Source organism: Streptomyces sp. NPDC000151, assembly GCF_040301705.1.
Lineage (GTDB): Bacteria > Actinomycetota > Actinomycetes > Streptomycetales > Streptomycetaceae > Streptomyces.
The window spans coordinates 1-17,950 of record NZ_JBEPFC010000024.1 but is presented as its reverse complement, the minus strand read 5'-3'; the positions used below and the strand labels follow the sequence as shown (position 1 = coordinate 17,950).

Genomic DNA, 17,950 nt, shown 5'->3' with positions numbered 1-17,950 from the left:
CGGCTGAGAAGGTGTACGTGATGGCACGTCGAAGACGCTAGGAAGCCATTTCGATTCGCGGGCCAACTGAGTCGCAACAACGGGTTAACAGCACATCGACGAACGGAGAACCGGCAGGCCGGAAAGGGCGGTTAACCATTCCGCCATTCTTCGTTCACCCAAGCGCCCCCATACGGCAAAGACGAATGCCGGAGCCGCACCTAACGTCTCCTGAGTGGTTAAGCTCTCCGTCATCGTGCCGTTCTACAACGTGCAGACATACGCGCCCGACACCCTGAGAAGTCTCGCGGCCAACGCCCGTGACGACTTCGAATTCCTCCTCGTCGACGACTGCTCGCGCGACGGGACGCCGCAGATTCTGGAGCGTGCCGAGCGTGAGCTGCCGGGCGCCCGGCTGCTGCGGCACGAACAGAACGGCGGCCTGGCCACCGCCCGGAACACCGGGCTGGACGCGGCCCGCGGTGAATACATCACCTTTCTGGACGGGGACGACTGGCTGGCGCCCGGTTATTACCAGGAACTCCTGGACGCAATGGAAGACCTGGGCTGCGATTTCGTGCGCACCGACCACGTGCAGTGCACGGCGCGGGCCCGTTCGGTGCACCGCGTGCCGCACGGCCGGCGCGGCGTGGTCATGGACCCGCGCGAGCTGATCCTGCCCGCCGACCGCTCCACGTCGGTGGACTACGCGTTCGCCTGGGCCGGGATGTACCACCGGCGGCTGCTGGACGACGGGCTGCTGCACTTCCGGCACGGGCTGCGCACGGCCGAGGACCGGCCGTGGATCTGGCGGCTGCACCGCGAGGCGAAGTCGATGGCGGTGCTCGGGACGCTGGGCGTGTTCTACCGCCGCGGCGTGGCCTCGTCGCTGACCCAGATCGGCGACGTCCGCCAGCTGGACTTCATCCGCGCGTTCGACCAGGTCATCGACGAGACGGCCAAGGACCGGGACGCCGCGGTGCTGCTGCCGAAGGCGGTCCGGACGTATTGCGCGATCATTTCCCACCACCTCGGTTCGATCGAGCGCTTCGAGCCGCAGGTGGCCCGTAAATTGCGTTCGATGAGTGCCGCGGCATTGAAGCGAATGCCGCAGGACGTATTGAAGGAAGCCCTCGATTCCATGGATGTACAGCGCGCTTCCCGGCTGCGTCGGCTCCGCCGCAAGCCGGTCCCGGCGGAGGTGGCCGCCTGATGTCCGCCGCCGGATTCTCCCCGCTGCCCGCCGGGCCGCGTACGCAGATCTTCTTCGCGTCCACGCTGTACGGCGCCGCCACGCTGGCCGCCGCGCTGGACGCCGACCGCTTCGAGCCGGCGGGCCGCCGGATCCTGCTGGTCAGCAACAACGCCGCCATCCCGGAGACCACCACCGCGCTGGACGCGATGCCGGGCTTCGCGCGGCTGCGCGGCCGCTTCGACGAGGTGCGGTCCTGGAACGAGGCGATCAGCCCGTTCCACCCCGGCGGCTGGTCCCCGCGCGCCGACGACGCGCCCCTGTGGGAGCGCCACCTGCGGCTCCTGTGGGACCTGGGTGACTCCCCCGTCGAGCTGATCGTCGAATCCATCCAGGTCAACCCGGCCCTGGCCCTCTGCCAGATCTTCCAGGGCGCGCCGGTCGAGGTCTACGCCGACGGCCTGATGAGCTACGGCCCCACCCGCTCCAAGCTCGACCCGCTGGTCGGCACCCGCATCCGGCGGCTGCTCCACCTGGACCTCGTGCCCGGCCTGAAGCCGCTGCTGCTCACCGAGTTCGGCGTGCCCGCCGAGACCGTGCCCACCGAGCCGTTCCTGGCCGTCCTCGCCGAGCTGGCGGGGGAAGCGGACCGGGCCGGTACGGCGGCGGTACCGGCCGAGGGCGGCGCCCTGCTGCTGGGCCAGTACCTCTCCGCGCTCTCCATCCTCACCCCCGAGGAAGAGGAGGAGCTGCACGTCCAGATGTTGCGCGGGGCCGTGGACCTGGGCCACCGCCGGGTGGTCTTCAAGCCGCACCCGACCGCGCCCGCGCGCTGGTCGCGCGTCCTGGAGCAGGAGGCGGAGCGGCTGGGCGCCGAGCTGACCGTGCTGGACACGCCGCAGCTCGCCGAGGTGCTGTACCAGCGCATGAAGCCCGCGCTGGTCGTCGGCTGCTTCTCCACCGCGCTGCTGACCGCCACCGCGTTCTACGGCCTGCCCGCCGCCCGCATCGGCACGGACCTGCTGCTGGAGCGCCTGGCGCCGTACCAGAACAGCAATCGCGTCCCGGTCACGATCGTCGACGCGCTGCTGCCCCCGCTGACCGACGCGACCGCGGTGGCCCGCTGGTCGCCGCCCACCGAGGGCGAGGTCGCGCGCGAGCTGACCGGCCTGGTCAAGGCGGTCGGCTACGCGATGCAGCACCAGATCTACCCGGACCTGCGGCCGGCCGCCGAGCGCTACCTCGCGGCGCACCTGGACGAGCGCACCTGGCGCTACTTCAAGCGCCGCCGGCTCACCGCGCTGGCGCTGCCCGGCGGCGTGCCGGTCCAGCTGGCGTTCATCCCGCGCAACGCCACGGTGCGCCGGGTCGCCCGGCGGGCCCGCTCCGTGCAGCGCAGGCTGAAGAAGCGGGCCGCGTTCGGATGACGACCGCACCGGCTCCCCCCACGCTCCCGACCGCCCCGTCGGGAGCGCCTGCGCCCACCACCGCTGCTCCTCCGCGCGCCGCCGGCCCCACCCGGCTGCGCGCCCTGGACGGGCTGCGGCTGCTCGCCGCCCTGATGGTCGCCGCGTACCACTACGGCGGCCGGGACGGCGAGATCGGCGACGCCTGGGGCAGTTCGCCCGCGTACCAGTTCCCGACCGCCTCGGGTTTCTTCGCGTACGGCTGCCTCGGCGTCCAGATCTTCTTCGTCATCAGCGGCTTCGTCATCTGCATGAGCGGCTGGGGACGCCCGCTGCGGGCGTTCTTCGCCTCGCGCGTCTCACGCCTGTTCCCCGCCTACTGGGCGGCCGTCATCCTCGTCACGCTCGTCTTCGCACTCCCCTGGGTCGCGTACGAGGCGGTCTCGCCGACCGACGCGCTGACCAACCTCACGATGCTCCAGATGCCGCTGGGCGTGGACCGCGTCCTGGGCGTGTGCTGGACCCTCTGGGCGGAGATGCGCTTCTACGCGCTCTTCGCGCTCTGCGTCGTACTGCCGGGCGCCACCCGCGGCCGCGTCGTGATGTTCTGCGCCGGCTGGACCCTGGCGGCGGTCATCGCGGAAGCCGCGAACAATTCGCTCCTCGACACCGTCCTGATGCCGGAGTACGCGCCGTTCTTCATCGGCGGCATCGGCTTCTACCTGATCCACCGCTACGGCGGCCGGGACACCGCCGGCTGGGCGATCGTCGCCGTCAGCTGGCTGCTCGGCCAGCACTACGCGGTCTCCCGGCTCTGGCACCCGGCGAACATGCCCGACGCGTTCTCCTACCGGCCCTCACTCGGCATCGTCGCCGTCGTCACCCTCGGCTACCTACTCGTGGCGGCGATCGCGCTCGGCAAACTGCGCTGGGCGAACTGGCGCTGGCTGACCGTCGCCGGCGCCCTGACCTACCCCTTCTACCTGATACACGAGCACCTGGGCTGGGTCGCCGTCCACCTCTTCCACCAGACCCTCGGCCTCCCGGCAGCGGCGACGCTCCCCCTGGTACTGACGCTGATGCTCACCCTGGCATGGTGCCTGTACCGCTTCGTCGAACGCCCACTGACACCGCGGCTGAAGCGATCGCTCATGGAGTGAGCGGTTCGCTCGCGGGGCGGCGCTCCACCGCCGCCTCGATCCCCGCCACGACGATGCGCAGGCCGGTCTCGAAGCTGTACTCGAAGTCGCCGAACATCTCCCGGCCCGCGCGTGCCGCGAGCGGATATCGGTCCGCCAGCCGGCGTTCGCGGGCCGCGAGGTCGTATGCCGGGTCGCGTGCCTCGGGGCCGCGCTTCTCCGGCGCGCCCGGCTCGGGGAAGACCGACTGCTCCTCGATGACCAGTCCGATCGTGAAGTTGTACGCGGTCCACCAGGCGCGCGCCGCGTCGCCGAGTGCAAAGCCGGCGTCCGTCAGCCGGCGCAGGAAGCCGTCCATCGGCCCGGCGTAGCTGTCATCCGTCATCCGGGTACCGGAGAAGACCTTGCCGCCGTCCCGGTAGCCCAGCAGCGTGCGGCGCAGCCCGCGGCAGGACGCGGTCAGCAGCTCCTGCCAGGTCATGCCACCTTCACCGCCCTCCCGGCCCCAGCCGGACACGTCGGCCATCCGCCGGAACATCTCGGTGGCCATCTCGTCGAGCAGTTCCTGCTTGTTCTTGAAGTGCCAGTACAGGGCCGGAGCCTGGACGTTCAGCTCCTTCGCGATGCGGCGCAGGGTGAGCCCGTCCAGGCCCACGTCGTTCAGCAGCCGCAGGGCGGTGTCCACCACCTGGGTCCGGTCCAGTCGCGTAGCCATGTTGACAACTTAACACCGTTAAGCCCATCCTCGGCACCATGGCACTTAACAGCGTTAAGGACGGGGAGCCGGGCATGGACGTGGCCGTCAAGAGGGACGTGGGCGTGGACGTGGAGGTACTGATCGCCGGGGCCGGGCCGACCGGCCTCGCGCTCGGCATCGACCTGGCCCGGCGCGGCGTGCGCGCGCTGGTCGTCGAGCGGCAGGACCGGCTCTCCCCCGGCGCCCGCGGCACCGGCCTGCAGCCGCGCACCCAGGAGGTGTACGACGACCTCGGCGTGCTCCCGGCCGTGCGCGCCGCGGGCGGCCCGTACCCGCCCATGGCGACCTGGCGGGACGGCCGGAAGACGGACGTCTTCGAGATGGTCGAGCACGTGGCGCCGACCCCGCACACGCCGTACGCGGAGACGTTGATGATCCCGCAGTGGCGCAATCTTGAGCTGCTGCACGGCCGGCTGGCGGAACTGGGCGGCGCCGTGGCCTTCGGCACCGAGCTGACGGCCATCGGCCAGGACGCGGCCGGCGTCACCGCCGAGCTGGCCTCGGCCGCCGACGGCACGACCCGCACCGTGCGCGCCGCGTACCTGGTCGGCGCCGACGGCGGCCGCAGCGTCGTCCGGCGGCACCTCGGCGTCCCGATGAGCGGCCCGGACCTGGAGCCGGGCGCCGCGCTCCTCGCCGATCTGCGCATCGACGGCCTGGACCGGGACCACTGGCACCGCTTCCCGCAGCCGGACCACGGCTTCGTCATGCTGCTGCCGCTCGCCGGGACGGACCACTTCCAGTGCATGGCGGCACTCTCCGCCGACGAGCCCGACACGGACCCCGAGGCCGTGCGCGCCACCCTCGCGGCCCACACCCACCTCACCGCCGACCAGATCCGCGAGGTGCTGTGGACCTCCGTCTTCCGGCCCCGGGCGGGCATGGCCGAACGGTTCCGCGACGGCCGGATCTTCCTGGCCGGGGACGCCGCGCACATCCACTCCCCCGCCGGCGGCCAGGGCCTGAACACCAGCGTCCAGGACGCCTACAACCTCGGCTGGAAGCTCGGCCAGGTACTGCGGCACGGCGCGCCCGACGCGCTGCTGGACACGTACGGGACCGAGCGGGTGCCGGTCGCCGCCGGCATCCTGGAGACCAGCACCCGGCTGCACCGCTCGGGCTCCCTGCGCCGCGGCCGCGACCTGCACCAACTGACGCTCCACTACCGCGAGTCGCCGCTGACCGGCGAGCACCGCGACGGCCTCGGTCCGGACGCGCTGCGGGCCGGCGACCGCGCGCCGGACGCGCCGTGCGCGGCGCCCGACGGCACACCGTTCCGCCTCTTCGACGCCTTCCGCGGCCCGCACTTCACGCTGCTCGCCTTCGGTGACGCGGAGCCGCCCCGGCCCGCCGCCGAGTGGGCAGGCCACGTCCGCACGTACCGCGTGGGCGGCCGCACCCCCGACCTGTCGGACCCCGAGGGCCACGCCCGACGGGCGTACGGCAGCGGGCTGTTCCTCGTCCGGCCGGACGGTTACGTGGCGGTGGCGGCGGCCGGGCCCGGACCGGTCGCCGCCGCGCTGGCCCGCCACTTCCCGGCCGCCGGGGCGGCGCGGGCCGCCTGAGAACCGGTATTTCGGATGCGCGGTCGGCGCATATGCGCCAGGGTGCCGATCCATGGAAGAGACAGAGACGGAACGGACCGTCCTGCGGCGAGCCGGGGCCACGGACGCGGCGGGCGTGGCCGAGGTGTGGCTGCGGTCGTACGCCGCCGCGCTGCCCGGGGTACGCCGGGCCCACGCGGACGACGCGGTGCGGGCGTGGTTCCGCGAGGTGGTCGTACCGGAGCGGGAGACCTGGGTCGCGGACGCGGGCGGTGAGATCGCCGGGATGATGGTGCTGCACGGCCCGGACGAGCTGGACCAGCTCTATCTCGCCCCCGAACGGCGCGGCCAGGGCCTCGGCGACCGCCTCGTCGCGCTGGCGAAGGAGCGCCGCCCCGCCGGCCTCGCCCTGTGGACCTTCCAGGCCAACCGCCCCGCCCAGCGCTTCTACCTGCGCCACGGCTTCCGCGAGCGGCTCCGCACCGACGGCCGCGACAACGAGGAGCGCGAGCCGGACATCCGGTACGTCTGGACGCCGCCCGCGCATGCGTAAGAGCCTGTGTCTAAACCCTGGTCGGATCAGCGCACGTCGTCTGGTGCGTGCTATCGCAAGGCGCCGGAAGGCCCTCGATGGGGGCACCTCCCTGGCCGTCAAGGCCTTGGGGGAGGAGCTACTAGGGCATTTCGGCAACGCCGCGAGAGTGCGTGCCAGGCGGCGGGCGCCCGGCCGGGGTTTAGACACAGGCTCTAAGCTTGGCTTTTAAGCTCTGGGCCTCTGGGGTGACGTGCCCGATCATGGGTGAATGACTGCCTTTTACCATGTGTGCTTTGTGGTCCCGGACATCGAGCAGGCGATGCACGACCTTCAGCGTGCGGCCGGGGTCGAGTGGAGTGATCCTGTGTCCGACCGGCTCGGTGAATGGGACTACCGCATCGTCTTCACCGCAGGCGGGCCGCCCTTCATCGAGCTCATTGAAGGGCCGCTAGACAGTCCCTGGGACGCGTCCAAGGGAGCCAGGTTCGATCACATCGGCTTCTGGACCAGCGATGTGCGGCACGGTTCCCAGCGTCTGGAAGAAGAGGACATGCCCGTGGACTTCTCCGGCTGCCCCTATGGCCGGCCGTTCGCCTATCACCAGATGGACAGCATCGGTGCCCGGATCGAACTCGTTGACGTCGGCAGGCAGGCCAGCTTCCTCAGCAGGTGGCATCCGGGCGGGAAGCCGATGCCCGCCATCGACGAGACGTTCAGAAGCTGAGCTTTCGTCACGCGATGCAGCCTCGAACGGTGACCCGAACTTGATCGCTCAGACGGGCTTTCGCCGGACAGGCGGACGGCCCTCGCATGAGCATGCGTTCCGTCACAGAACCGCACTCATACGCAGGCCGCAGGCCGCAGGGGGTGAGTCTGCTGCACCACGATGCCCGGGACGAGGTATTCGACTCCACGTCCCACTTTCGGGAGGACACCTACTCTTGTCTGCCCCGCCGCGGTGACACCCTGTTCGAGATCTGCGACGCGATGCTCTGCGAGAACGGGCCGGTGATCTCGCCGGTGGACCTGACGCTGCTGGCCGAGCACCGGCGTGGGCACGGCGCGATGTACGACGCGCTCAATCAGGGCCGCATCGACGTGGCCAGGCTGCGCAAGGCGCTGGCCGTGCTGCCGCAGCCCAAGGCCGCGGGCGGGCGCCTGGTCCTGGCCGTCGATGTCTCCGCGTGGCTGCGGCCTGACGCGCCGACCAGCCCAGACCGTTTGTTCTGTCACGTCTACGGACGCTCGGGACGCTCCAGCGACCAGTTCATCCCCGGCTGGCCGTATTCATTCGTCGCCGCGCTGGAGACGGGCCGCACCTCGTGGTGCCAGCTGTTCGACGCGGTCCGGCTCGGCCCCGACGACGATGTCGCCGAGGTCACCGCGGCCCAGGTCCGCCGCGTCGTGAACGACTTGATCGGCCAAGGCCAGTGGGAGGACGGTGACCCGGACATCCTGGTCGTCTTCGACGCCGGCTACGACGCCCCGCGCATCGCCTACCTCATCGACGGGCTCCCCCTCGAGGTGCTGGGACGGATGCGTTCGGACCGGGTGATGCGCCGTCCGAAGCCCTCGCTGAAGGAGTACGCCCTGGCCTATCCCCAGGGCGGGCGACCGCCGAAGCACGGCAGGGAGTTCCGTTTCGCCAAGCCGGACACCTGGGGTGAGCCGGACTCCGAAGCCGTGCAGGTCACCGACCGGTACGGCACCGCCCAGGCCATGGCCTGGGACCGCATCCACCCTCGCCTCACCACCCGCTCCGCGGGCATCGACCACGACGGCGAACTCCCCGTCATCGAAGGCACGCTGATTCGGCTCCAGGTCGATCACCTGACCCGGCGGAGGTGACCCACTGCCCGTCCGGCTGTGGTCCTCCAGGACCGGCATGAACAGCGAAGACGTCGACCTGCGCCGGCAGGCCTTCCTCCGCAGATTCGATCTTGAACATACTTTCCGTTTTGTAAAGCAGACGCTTGGCTGGACGCGTTCCAAGCTGCGTATTCCCGAGGCCGCGGATCGGTGGACGTGGCTCGTGATCGCGGCGCACACCCAGCTTCGACTCAGCCGCGAGGCCGCGGCCGATCTCCGCCGCCCCTGGGAGAAGCCGACCGAACCCAACCGACTCACCCCGGCCCGCGTCCGCCGCGGGTTCAGGAACATCCGTCGCCACTTGCTCTGCCCGGCCCGTGCGCCTAAACCCTCAACTTCAGACCCAGGACGCCCACCTGGCTCAAAGAACCGACGACCCGCCACCCGCTATGACGTGGGCAAAACGACCAGACGCCCCGAGACCATCGCCGAACATAATCAACTCAAAGCTCACAAACCATAAAAACAAGCTAAGGGCCGCACGAACGGGGTTCCGTTCGTGCGGCCCTTGGCAGCAGGTGAGCTAGACCACCAGCGACAGCAGCAGTACGCAGATGATCGAGACGACGGAGATGACCGTCTCCATCAGGGACCAGGTCTTGACCGTCTGGCCGACCTTCATCCCGAAGTACTCCTTCACCAGCCAGAAGCCCGCGTCGTTGACGTGGCTGAAGAAGAGCGAGCCGGCGCCGACCGCGAGGACCATGAGCGCCGCGTGCGTCGTGCTCATGTCGGCGGCGAGCGGGGCGACCAGGCCGGCCGCGGAGACCGTGGCGACCGTCGCGGAGCCGGTCGCGAGCCGGATGGCGACCGCGATCAGCCAGGCGAGCAGCAGCGCGGGCAGGCCCCAGTCCTTGGACAGGTCCAGGATCATGTCGCCGACGCCGACGTCGACCAGGGTCTGCTTGAAGCCGCCACCCGCGCCGACGATCAGCAGGATGCCGGCGATGGGCGCGAGGGACTTCTCGACGGTGGTGGAGAGGCGGCCCGCGCTGAAGCCCGCGGCCTTGCCCAGGGTGAACATGCCGACCAGCACCGCGACCAGCAGCGCGATCAGCGGCGAGCCGATCACGTCGAAGACGCGCTGCACGTGCTGCTCGGGGTCGTCGATGATGATGTCGACCAGCGCCTTGGCCAGCATCAGGACGACCGGCAGCAGGACGGTGGAGAGCGTCGCGCCGAAGCTGGGGCGCTTCTCCAGGTCCTCGGAGGGGCGTTGCGGGATCATCTTCTCCGGGGGCGCGATGTCCACCCAGCGGGCGGCGAAGCGGGAGAAGACCGGGCCGGCCAGGATCGCGGTCGGGATCGCGACGACCACGCCGAGGGCGAGCGTGACGCCCAGGTTCGCCTTGATCGCGTCGATGGCGACGAGCGGGCCGGGGTGCGGCGGGATCAGACCGTGCATGACGGAGAGGCCGGCCAGCGCCGGGATGCCGATCCGCATGAGGGAGAAGTTGCCGCGCTTGGCGACCAGCAGGACCACCGGGATCAGCAGGACGATGCCGACCTCGAAGAAGAGCGGCAGGCCGACGATCGCGGCGATCAGGACCATCGCCCAGGGCATCATCCGGCGGCTGGACTTGGCGAGGATGGTGTCGACGATCTGGTCGGCGCCGCCGGAGTCGGCGAGCAGCTTGCCGAGGATCGCGCCGAGCGCGATCAGTACGCCCACGCCCGCGACGGTCGAACCGAGACCGTTGGTGAAGCTGGTGATGGCCTTGTCCAGCGGCGCGCCCGCCACCGCACCGAGCACCAGCGAGCCGATGGTCAGCGACAGGAAGGCGTGCAGCTTGAATCTGGTGATGAGAAGGACGATGACGGCGATGCCGACGAGCACGGAGATGCCCAGCTGCGCGTTGCCGGCCGAGGTGATCGGCTCGGCCGCGTCCGCTGCCATCATCTCGACGCTGAGATGGGTCACGGCTTTTCCTTCGGTTGGAGCCCGGTCTCACGATCGGAGCTCAGGGGTACGGCTCGGGACCGGACCCCGGGGGGAAGGGGCCGGTTCAGAGCTCGGGGGTGCGGCTCCTGATCAGAGCTCGGTGGTGGCCGGGGAGGCGCCGTCGAGCTGCCGCAGCGCGGCGACGGCCCGCTCGGTGATCTCTTCCGGAGTCCCGGAGACGTCCACCGCCACGCCCCGCTCGTCGTCGCCGAGCGGCTGCAGGGTGGCGAACTGGGAGTCGAGGAGCGCGGTCGGCATGAAGTGGCCCTTGCGCTCGGCCATGCGGCCCTCGATCAGCTCGCGGGAGCCGGTGAGGTGCAGGAAGACGACGCCGGGGGCCTCGGCCCGCAGCCGGTCGCGGTAGACCCGCTTGAGCGCGGAGCTGCTGACCACTCCGCCCTTGCCGGCCCTGCCGTGCGCCCAGGCGCCGATGGCGTCGAGCCAGGGCCAGCGGTCGGCGTCCTCGAGCGGGGTGCCGGCGGACATCTTGGCGATGTTGGCCGGGGGATGGAAGTCGTCTCCCTCGGCGTACGGGACGTCCAGCGCGGCGGCGACGAGCGGTCCGATCGTCGTCTTGCCGGTGCCGGCGACTCCCATCACGACGATGACATGGGGGGTGCTCATCGCGGTCTACCTCGCTCTTCGTCCTCATTGACTTGGCGTGTCGAGACCACCTGCGTGGCTCGAATGCATCACCCCACTGAAACCCATTAGGTACGACGTATTCAAGAGTCTGTGATGCAAACGTCATACTTATTCTTCCCGGGACCCGGAACGTAGGCTTATCCCATGGAGAACACGGGGCAGGGACTGCATGCCAGGGTGCTGGAGTCCCTCGGGCCGGAGATCGCCGCGGGCGAGCACCGCCCGGGCACTGTTCTGCGCACCGACGAGCTGGCCCAGCGCTACGACGTCTCCCGCACGGTCATCCGCGAGGCGGTCCGGGTCCTGGAGTCCATGCACCTGGTCGAGTCCCGGCGCCGGGTGGGCGTGACCGTACGCCCCACCGAGGAGTGGAACGTCTTCGACCCGCGGGTCATCCGCTGGCGGCTGGCCGGCGCCGACCGGCCCCGCCAGCTGCGCTCGCTCACCGTGCTGCGCTGCGCCATCGAGCCGGCCGCCGCGGGCCTGGCCGCCCGGCACGCCACGCCCGACCAGTGCGCGGCGCTCACCGAGCACGCCATGGGCATGGTCGCCACGTCACGGGGCCAGCAGCTGGAGGCGTACCTCGTCCACGACACGGCCTTCCACAGGACCCTGCTCACGGCCTCGGGCAACGAGATGTTCGCCCGGCTCAACGACGTCGTGGCGGCGATCCTGACCGGCCGCACCCACCACCACGTGATGTTCACCGACCCCGACCCGGCGGCGGTCACCCTGCACGTCCAGGTCGCGGAGGCGGTGCGCACGGGCGACGCGGCCCGCGCGGAGGAGCTGACCCGCGAGATCACCGTCGGCGCGATGGCGGAGCTGGACATCCTCGCGCCGTAGGCGCGCCGGGCACGGGATTCAGAACAGCGGCTGCTGCCCCGGCATCGGCGGCTCCTCCGGGTCGAACAGCTTCTCCGCCGGCGCCATCATGGGCGCCATCCGCCGCGAGCCGGGACACGAGATCAGTTCGAGCCCGGTACGCCGGCCCGGCGGATCGTGCCGGGCGAACCGCCCGCCGACCACGGCGATCTCTCTGGTGCAGACGGGACAGGTGCGACGGGGTGACGACATGAGACCAGTTTGACGCAGGGCGCGGGCAGCACCGCCCGCGCCCACCTGCTCAGAACGCGCCCACCCGCGGAGAACGCGTCCGCTCGCTCAGAACGCGTCCGTCGGGACGTAAGCGCCCCACACCTCGCGCAGGGTGTTGCAGACCTCGCCGACCGTCGCCTTGGCCTTCAGCGCGTCCTTCATCGGGTACAGGACATTGTCCGTGCCCTCGGCGGCCTTCTTCAGGTCGGCCAGCGCCGCGTCCACCGCGGCCTGGTCCCGCTCGGCGCGCAGCTTCTTCAGGCGCTCGGCCTGCTGCGCCTCGATGGCCGGGTCGACGCGGAGCGGCTCGTACGGCTCCTCCTCGTCGAGCGTGTAGCGGTTGACGCCGACCACGACCCGCTCGCCCGAGTCCGTCTCCTGCGCGATCCGGTACGCGCTGCGCTCGATCTCGTTCTTCTGGAAGCCGTTCTCGATGGCGGCGACCGCGCCGCCCATCTCCTCGACCTTGCCCATCAGTTCGACGGCGGCGGCCTCGACGTCGTCGGTCATCTTCTCGACGACGTAGGACCCGGCGAACGGGTCGACGGTGGCGGTGACGTCCGTCTCGTACGCGAGGACCTGCTGCGTACGCAGCGCCAGCCGCGCCGACTTGTCGGTCGGCAGCGCGATGGCCTCGTCGAAGGAGTTGGTGTGCAGCGACTGCGTGCCGCCGAGGACGGCGCCCAGGCCCTGGACGGCGACGCGCACGAGGTTGACCTCGGGCTGCTGGGCCGTCAGCTGTACGCCCGCGGTCTGGGTGTGGAAGCGCAGCATCAGCGACTTGGGGTTCTTCGCGCCGAACTCCTCCTTCATCACCCGGGCCCAAATGCGGCGCGCCGCACGGAACTTGGCGACCTCTTCGAGGATGGTCGTCCGGGCGACGAAGAAGAACGACAGCCGGGGCGCGAAGTCGTCGACGTCCATGCCGGCCGCGACCGCGGTCCGTACGTACTCGATGCCGTCCGCGAGGGTGAAGGCGATCTCCTGCGCGGGCGAGGCGCCGGCCTCGGCCATGTGGTAGCCGGAGATCGAGATGGTGTTCCACTTCGGGATCTCGGCCTTGCAGTACTTGAAGATGTCGGCGATCAGCCGCAGCGAGGGCTTGGGCGGGAAGATGTAGGTGCCGCGGGCGATGTACTCCTTCAGCACGTCGTTCTGGATGGTGCCGGTGAGCTTGGCGGGGTCGACGCCCTGCTCCTCGCCGACGAGTTGGTACAGGAGCAGCAGCAGGGCACCGGGCGCGTTGATGGTCATCGAGGTGGAGACCTTGTCCAGCGGGATGCCGCCGAACAGCACCCGCATGTCCTCGATCGAGTCGATGGCGACACCGACCTTGCCGACCTCGCCGCTGGCGATCGGCGCGTCGGAGTCGTGCCCCATCTGCGTCGGCAGGTCGAAGGCGACGGACAGACCCATCGTGCCGTTCGCGATCAGCTGCTTGTACCGGGCGTTCGATTCGGCGGCCGTACCGAACCCGGCGTACTGGCGCATCGTCCAGGGGCGTCCGGTGTACATCGTCGGGTACACGCCCCGGGTGTACGGGTATGCACCGGGCTCGCCCAGCTTCTCCGCCGCGTCCCAGTCGCCGAGGGCGTCCGGACCGTAAACGGGCTCGATGGGCAAACCGCTCTCGGTGAATCGAGAGCTGCCGGACTCGCGCGCCATGGTGCCTGCCTCCCGCTGTGCTACTGCTCAGTAATCGAGTGCCTTCGCGACGGACTGTAGCGGTGGCCGTGCGCCCCGTGGAGGGGAGCGGCCTAGGACCTTGCTCACAGCACGACTCCCAGCATGACCGCAGGTTCGGCGGGCCGCAGCGCCGGGAAGCATGAGGAGGGGCGGGTGAGACCCCAGGGGTGGGATATGCGTCGCATGCGTCGTAGCAGAACGGTCCACGCGCTGACGGGCACGCTGGCGCTGACCGCCGCACTGTCGGTGACGGCCGGCTGCAAGGAGATGCGGGTACGGCTCGACGACGGCAAGGGCGCAGGGCATGCCGCTCCCGCGCCGCGCGCCTCCCTCCCGACAACACCGGCCGCACCGCCCTCGACGCGCGCGCCCGCGCCCCGGCCGCCGGCGACGCACCCGAAGCCCACCCGGGCCGCCCCGAAGCCGGTGCTCGCCGCAGGCGCCCGCGGCGAACGAGTACGCGAACTACAGGCCCGCCTTCGCCAGTTGAAGCACTTCGACCGGAATCCGACGGGGTTCTACGGCTCCGTCACGGCCGCCGCGGTCACGGCCTTCCAGCGCGCCCAGGGCCTCCCCCGCACCGGCAGCGCGGACGCGGCGACGCTGAGCGCCCTCCGCGTACGGACCCATCACCCGACGCGCACCGAGCTGTACCCGCCCACCAGCCGGCCGGTGGCGGCGCCCGACAAGCGGTGCCTGACGGGCCGGGTGATCTGCATCAGCAAGACGAGTGACACGCTGGCATGGATGGTTGACGGCAAGGTCGTCTCGGCGATGGACGTGCGCTTCGGCTCGCAGTACACCCCCACCCGCGAGGGCACCTTCGGCATCACGTTCAAGAGCCGCCACCACGTCTCGACGATCTACCACACGCCCATGCCGTACGCGATGTTCTTCAGCGGCGGCCAGGCGATCCACTACAGCAGCGACTTCGCGGCCCGCGGCTACACGGGCGCCTCCCACGGCTGCGTCAACGTCCGCGACGAAAAGAAGCTCGCCGCCCTGTTCCAGCAGGTCAGCCCGGGCACGAAGGTCGTCATATACAAGTAGGCGGCGGGCCGTGCGGGCGTCCGGCGCGGCAGGTGTGACGTTTTTGGCGACCGTGACGCTGTACGTACTGAAGCCGACTGGTCATCGGCTGCGCGGGAGCCGGGGTTCCCCCCGTACCTACGGCACCGCGCGTTCGGCGCGAGCGGGGCACGTTCCCCCGGCCCCGCTCGCGCCCTTTCTTTGCGCCCAAGCCGGCGCCGCTCCCCCGGAGGGGGCTGGGCGCCCCAGGGGTTGCTCAATGGGTGGTTGCGGTGGAAGCGCTCGGCGTTGGCTCGGGCGTGGCCGTCAGGGTGGGCGCGGGAGCCGGGGAAGTCGTCGGAGCCACCTCTGGGTGGCTTGCGTCGTCGCCCGCCTTGCTGCCGTCGCCCGACTCGTGGCCGCCGGAGGAGTCGTCGCCGCCGGACGTGTCGCCGCCCGAGGAGTCGCCGTCGGAGCCGGTGGAGCCGCCGGAGCCGGTGGAGCCGGAGCCGCCGGTGAGGCCGGAGCCGGAGGTCGGCCCTGAGCCGCCGAGGCCGCCCGTGACGCCGTTCTGCTGGAGGTACTGCTTGCAGAGGGCGTGCAGCTTCTCCGCGCCGCCCACCGCGCGCTCCAGGCGCCGCCGGTCGCCGGGCGAGGTCCGGCCCGCTTCGTAGTCACGGCAGAGCGCGAGCACCGCCGCCCGCCGCTTCGCCGTGCCGGTGCCCAGGCCGCCCCCTCCGGGGGTGAGCTGCGGCAGCGGGTCCTTCGAGGCGCCGCCGCCCTTGTGACCGGGCGTCGGCGTGCCGTCCGACGAGCCGGGGGACGTGGGCGTGGCGGGCGCCGAGGAGTCCGGGCTCGCGTCGGGCGATCGCCCGGCGTCGTCCGAGGCATCCGCTCCGGGGCCCTGGCTCTCCAGCAGGCTGGGGGTGACGGCGGCCGTGGCGCTCGGGGACGGGTCGGCGTGGCCGCCGTAGAAGGGGGTGGGGAGGACGCCGGTGCCGGCGGCCACCGCGACGCCGCCGAGCGCGCAGCCGGCGAGGGCGACGGCGAGGCCGCGCCGGAACGGGCGGCCGATGCGAGTGCGTTCGGTGGTGCGGGACGCGCCGCCGCCGGGCACGGACCGCACCACGGGTATGCCGTCCTCCGCGGTGGCCCGCGCCGCGCCGCCGGCCGCGGCAGTGTCGCGCGTAGACCGTCCCGCCGAAGCCTGGCGGAACGCGGCGGCAGCGGCCTCCTCGCCGGGCAGCGGGGCGTCCGCCGGCGGGTGCGCGCCGGCCACGGCTGCGGCGTTGAGCAGGTCGTTCAGTTCGTCCGCGCCGAAGCCGCCGCCGGCATCGACCCGTTCGCCGCGCAGCAAACTCTCCGCGGCGTTCTTGTCGAGCCAGCTGTACCGGTCGTCGGCCATCACATGTCCTTCTGCGTCCGTGCGGCCGTTTCCGTCACACCTGGTACGTACGATTCCGTTCCGCCGGTCCGACAACCGCGGCGCGGGAAGGGCACACCTCCCACGGGCCCGCCGGCCGGCCTGCTCCCTGGTACAGGACGGTCCGGAAGCCCTTCCGGTTGCCCGTCCGGCACGGCTCCTTCGCGGGCGGCCGGGCCGTCCTCGCGGTCGGTGATCAGCTCGGCGAGCCGGCGCAGCCCGCGGTGGGCGGCCGTACGGACCGCGCCCGGGCGCTTGCCGAGCACCCCGGCCGCGCTCTTGGCGTCCAGCCCGACGACCACCCGCAGCACGACGGCCTCGGCCTGGTCCTGCGGGAGCTGGGAGATCAGCCGGAACGCGCGTCCGGTGCCGAGCGACTCCAGGGCCTCGTCGACCGTGTCGGACGGGCCCGGCTTCTCTGTGAGCTCGCTCTCGTCGCCGCCGATGGCCGGGCGGCGGCCGCGCATACGGATGTGGTCCAGCGCGCGGTTCCGGGCGATGCGGGCCGCCCAGCCGCGGAAGCGGTCGGCGTCACCGCTGAAGCGGGCGAGGTCCCGGGTGATCTGCAGCCAGGCTTCGGAGGCGACGTCCTCGGCGTCCGCTTCGCCCACCAAGGTCCGTACATATCCCAGCAGACGGGGATGTACGGCCCGGTAGACGGTACGGAAGGCCGTCTCGTCACCGTCCTGTGCCGCCTGTACGGCGACCGTCAACCGGCTGTCGTCCGGCTGAGTGTCGTCCCCTTGCACGGGTCCATCCTGTCGCACGCGGAGCATCCGCCGCCCGGTCGTTGCTGCCTACGTCTGCTGCCGGCGTCCGGCTACCGCAGGTAAAGGAACTGCTTCTGGCGCCGACGGTATCCCGTGGTGCCCCCTACGCCGAAGTAAGTACGCCTGGCGCCCGTCCGCCGGGCCCGCAGGGCCGCCGCAGGACGCGTGGCAAGCGCACCGACCGGCGCGGACCTGCACGTTACGGGCATCGGCCGCCCTGCGTCCAGAGTCGCCGGGATGCGGTCGTCCGTACGGCGAGTGACGCCACTGTGACGCTTTCGGGCCCGGTGGCGCTGTAGAGGATGAGGGCCCGGTGCGGCCCTCCCGCGAACGACGGCCGGGGCCTCTCCTGTGGGGGGTGGCGGCCCCGGCCGTCCCCCTTCTGTTCTTTACTTGTTCGCCTTGTGCGGCGGCTTCGCCCGCTTCCCGGGCTTCCCCGTGTGCGACTGCTTCGCCGTGTGCCCCCGCCCCTGTTCCTGCCGGGGCTTCGGGGGCTCTCCCTTTTCCTGATGAGGCTTCGGCCGCTTCGCGGGCTTCGTGTGCTTCGGCCCCTGCTTCGCCTTCGGCCCCGGCTTCGGTTTGCCGTGGTGGCCGTGATGGCCGTGGTGGCTGTACTTCCCCGGTCCCTCCGGCGTCCGTGGGGTTTCCGTGGAGGGCCGCGGCGGACGGAGGAGCGGGACGTTGGGGCGCGCGGGCAGGGACGGGCGGCCGGACGGGGGTACGGCGTGGCCGGGCGCGGTGGGGGACGGGGCGGGGCGCTCCGGGGTACTGCCGCTGAACGTACCGACCGACGCCACCGCCACGCCGCCCAGCAGCGCCGTCGCCAGCAGCGCGCCGAGCGCGGCACGTACCGGCCGCCCGGTACGCCACGGGCGCCGGTCGCCCCGCAGCCGGTCGCCCCGCAGCCAGGCGCCCCGGCGTCGAGTGTCCGCCGCGGACGCCCGGGCGTCCCGGGCG

Annotated in this window: 15 protein-coding genes and 2 pseudogenes; 9 read left to right on the top strand and 8 right to left on the bottom strand. The window is 71.5% G+C overall.

Translation table 11 applies throughout. From position 1 onward, the window contains the following. Positions 1 to 214: 214 nt before the first annotated feature. From ABT381_RS10625 to ABT381_RS10615, 3 genes are read left to right on the top strand one after another with little or no spacing between them, the layout of a single operon-like run. The gene (locus ABT381_RS10625) at positions 215 to 1,192 is read left to right on the top strand and encodes a glycosyltransferase family 2 protein (protein WP_351590834.1); all 978 of its coding nucleotides are present in this window, start codon (positions 215 to 217) and stop codon (positions 1,190 to 1,192) included. Next, positions 1,192 to 2,598 carry a polysialyltransferase family glycosyltransferase gene (locus tag ABT381_RS10620; protein ID WP_351590831.1) on the top strand — a complete coding sequence of 469 codons (1,407 nt, stop codon included), beginning with the start codon at positions 1,192 to 1,194 and terminating at the stop codon, positions 2,596 to 2,598. The genes ABT381_RS10625 and ABT381_RS10620 overlap by 1 nt, the downstream gene beginning before the upstream one ends. Continuing rightward, on the top strand, positions 2,595 to 3,737 hold the full coding sequence (locus ABT381_RS10615) for an acyltransferase family protein (RefSeq protein ID WP_351590828.1): 1,143 nt from the start codon (positions 2,595 to 2,597) through the stop codon (positions 3,735 to 3,737). The genes ABT381_RS10620 and ABT381_RS10615 overlap by 4 nt, the downstream gene beginning before the upstream one ends. Here the strand turns inward: ABT381_RS10615 and ABT381_RS10610 are convergent. Continuing rightward, positions 3,727 to 4,431, bottom strand: a complete 705-nt coding sequence (locus ABT381_RS10610; RefSeq protein ID WP_351590825.1) for a TetR/AcrR family transcriptional regulator C-terminal domain-containing protein — start codon at positions 4,429 to 4,431, stop codon at positions 3,727 to 3,729. The genes ABT381_RS10615 and ABT381_RS10610 overlap by 11 nt on opposite strands. A 74-nt stretch (positions 4,432 to 4,505) precedes the next feature. On the opposite strand from ABT381_RS10610, the gene ABT381_RS10605 reads away from it, so the two are divergent. The 4 genes and pseudogenes from ABT381_RS10605 to ABT381_RS10590 all read left to right on the top strand — a co-directional run bounded on the left by ABT381_RS10605 (position 4,506) and on the right by ABT381_RS10590 (position 8,884). Then, a complete protein-coding gene (locus tag ABT381_RS10605; protein WP_351590954.1) occupies positions 4,506 to 6,038 on the top strand; it encodes an FAD-dependent monooxygenase in 1,533 nt (510 codons plus the stop codon). Positions 6,039 to 6,090: 52 nt separating this feature from the next. Further along, positions 6,091 to 6,570: a GNAT family N-acetyltransferase gene (locus ABT381_RS10600; protein ID WP_351590823.1), complete on the top strand. Its 480-nt coding sequence runs from the start codon at positions 6,091 to 6,093 to the stop codon at positions 6,568 to 6,570. Between the two features lie 250 nt (positions 6,571 to 6,820). Continuing rightward, positions 6,821 to 7,276 carry a VOC family protein gene (locus ABT381_RS10595; protein ID WP_351590821.1) on the top strand — a complete coding sequence of 152 codons (456 nt, stop codon included), beginning with the start codon at positions 6,821 to 6,823 and terminating at the stop codon, positions 7,274 to 7,276. A 149-nt stretch (positions 7,277 to 7,425) separates the two neighbouring features. Next, positions 7,426 to 8,884 (top strand): annotated as a pseudogene (locus ABT381_RS10590) (NF041680 family putative transposase). Between the two features lie 60 nt (positions 8,885 to 8,944). On the opposite strand, the gene ABT381_RS10585 reads toward ABT381_RS10590, so the two are convergent. Further along, positions 8,945 to 10,342: a GntP family permease gene (locus ABT381_RS10585; protein WP_351590819.1), complete on the bottom strand. Its 1,398-nt coding sequence runs from the start codon at positions 10,340 to 10,342 to the stop codon at positions 8,945 to 8,947. 111 nt (positions 10,343 to 10,453) lie between these two features. Continuing rightward, on the bottom strand, positions 10,454 to 10,987 hold the full coding sequence (locus tag ABT381_RS10580; RefSeq protein ID WP_351590817.1) for a gluconokinase: 534 nt from the start codon (positions 10,985 to 10,987) through the stop codon (positions 10,454 to 10,456). Positions 10,988 to 11,152: 165 nt separating this feature from the next. Between ABT381_RS10580 and ABT381_RS10575 the strand changes: the two genes are divergently transcribed. Beyond that, complete coding sequence (locus ABT381_RS10575) at positions 11,153 to 11,854, top strand: FadR/GntR family transcriptional regulator (protein ID WP_351590815.1); 702 nt, start codon at positions 11,153 to 11,155, stop codon at positions 11,852 to 11,854. Between the two features lie 18 nt (positions 11,855 to 11,872). Here the strand turns inward: ABT381_RS10575 and ABT381_RS10570 are convergent, their stop codons facing one another. After that, complete coding sequence (locus ABT381_RS10570; RefSeq protein WP_351590814.1) at positions 11,873 to 12,085, bottom strand: hypothetical protein; 213 nt, start codon at positions 12,083 to 12,085, stop codon at positions 11,873 to 11,875. A gap of 87 nt (positions 12,086 to 12,172) precedes the next feature. Continuing rightward, positions 12,173 to 13,771: an acyl-CoA mutase large subunit family protein gene (locus tag ABT381_RS10565; RefSeq protein WP_351590812.1), complete on the bottom strand. Its 1,599-nt coding sequence runs from the start codon at positions 13,769 to 13,771 to the stop codon at positions 12,173 to 12,175. A gap of 195 nt (positions 13,772 to 13,966) precedes the next feature. On the opposite strand from ABT381_RS10565, the gene ABT381_RS10560 reads away from it, so the two are divergent. Next, the gene (locus tag ABT381_RS10560; RefSeq protein WP_351590809.1) at positions 13,967 to 14,842 is read left to right on the top strand and encodes a L,D-transpeptidase family protein; all 876 of its coding nucleotides are present in this window, start codon (positions 13,967 to 13,969) and stop codon (positions 14,840 to 14,842) included. Between the two features lie 235 nt (positions 14,843 to 15,077). On the opposite strand, the gene ABT381_RS10555 is transcribed toward ABT381_RS10560, so the two are convergent. From ABT381_RS10555 to ABT381_RS10545, 3 genes and pseudogenes are all read right to left on the bottom strand, one after another. Further along, a complete protein-coding gene (locus ABT381_RS10555; RefSeq protein WP_351590806.1) occupies positions 15,078 to 16,205 on the bottom strand; it encodes a hypothetical protein in 1,128 nt (375 codons plus the stop codon). Beyond that, positions 16,205 to 16,999 (bottom strand): RNA polymerase sigma factor, encoded by a 795-nt coding sequence (locus ABT381_RS10550; protein ID WP_351590803.1) that lies wholly within the window; start codon positions 16,997 to 16,999, stop codon positions 16,205 to 16,207. The genes ABT381_RS10555 and ABT381_RS10550 overlap by 1 nt, the downstream gene beginning before the upstream one ends. Before the next feature lie 383 nt (positions 17,000 to 17,382). Continuing rightward, positions 17,383 to 17,950, bottom strand: a pseudogene (locus ABT381_RS10545) (hypothetical protein); the annotation flags it as partial.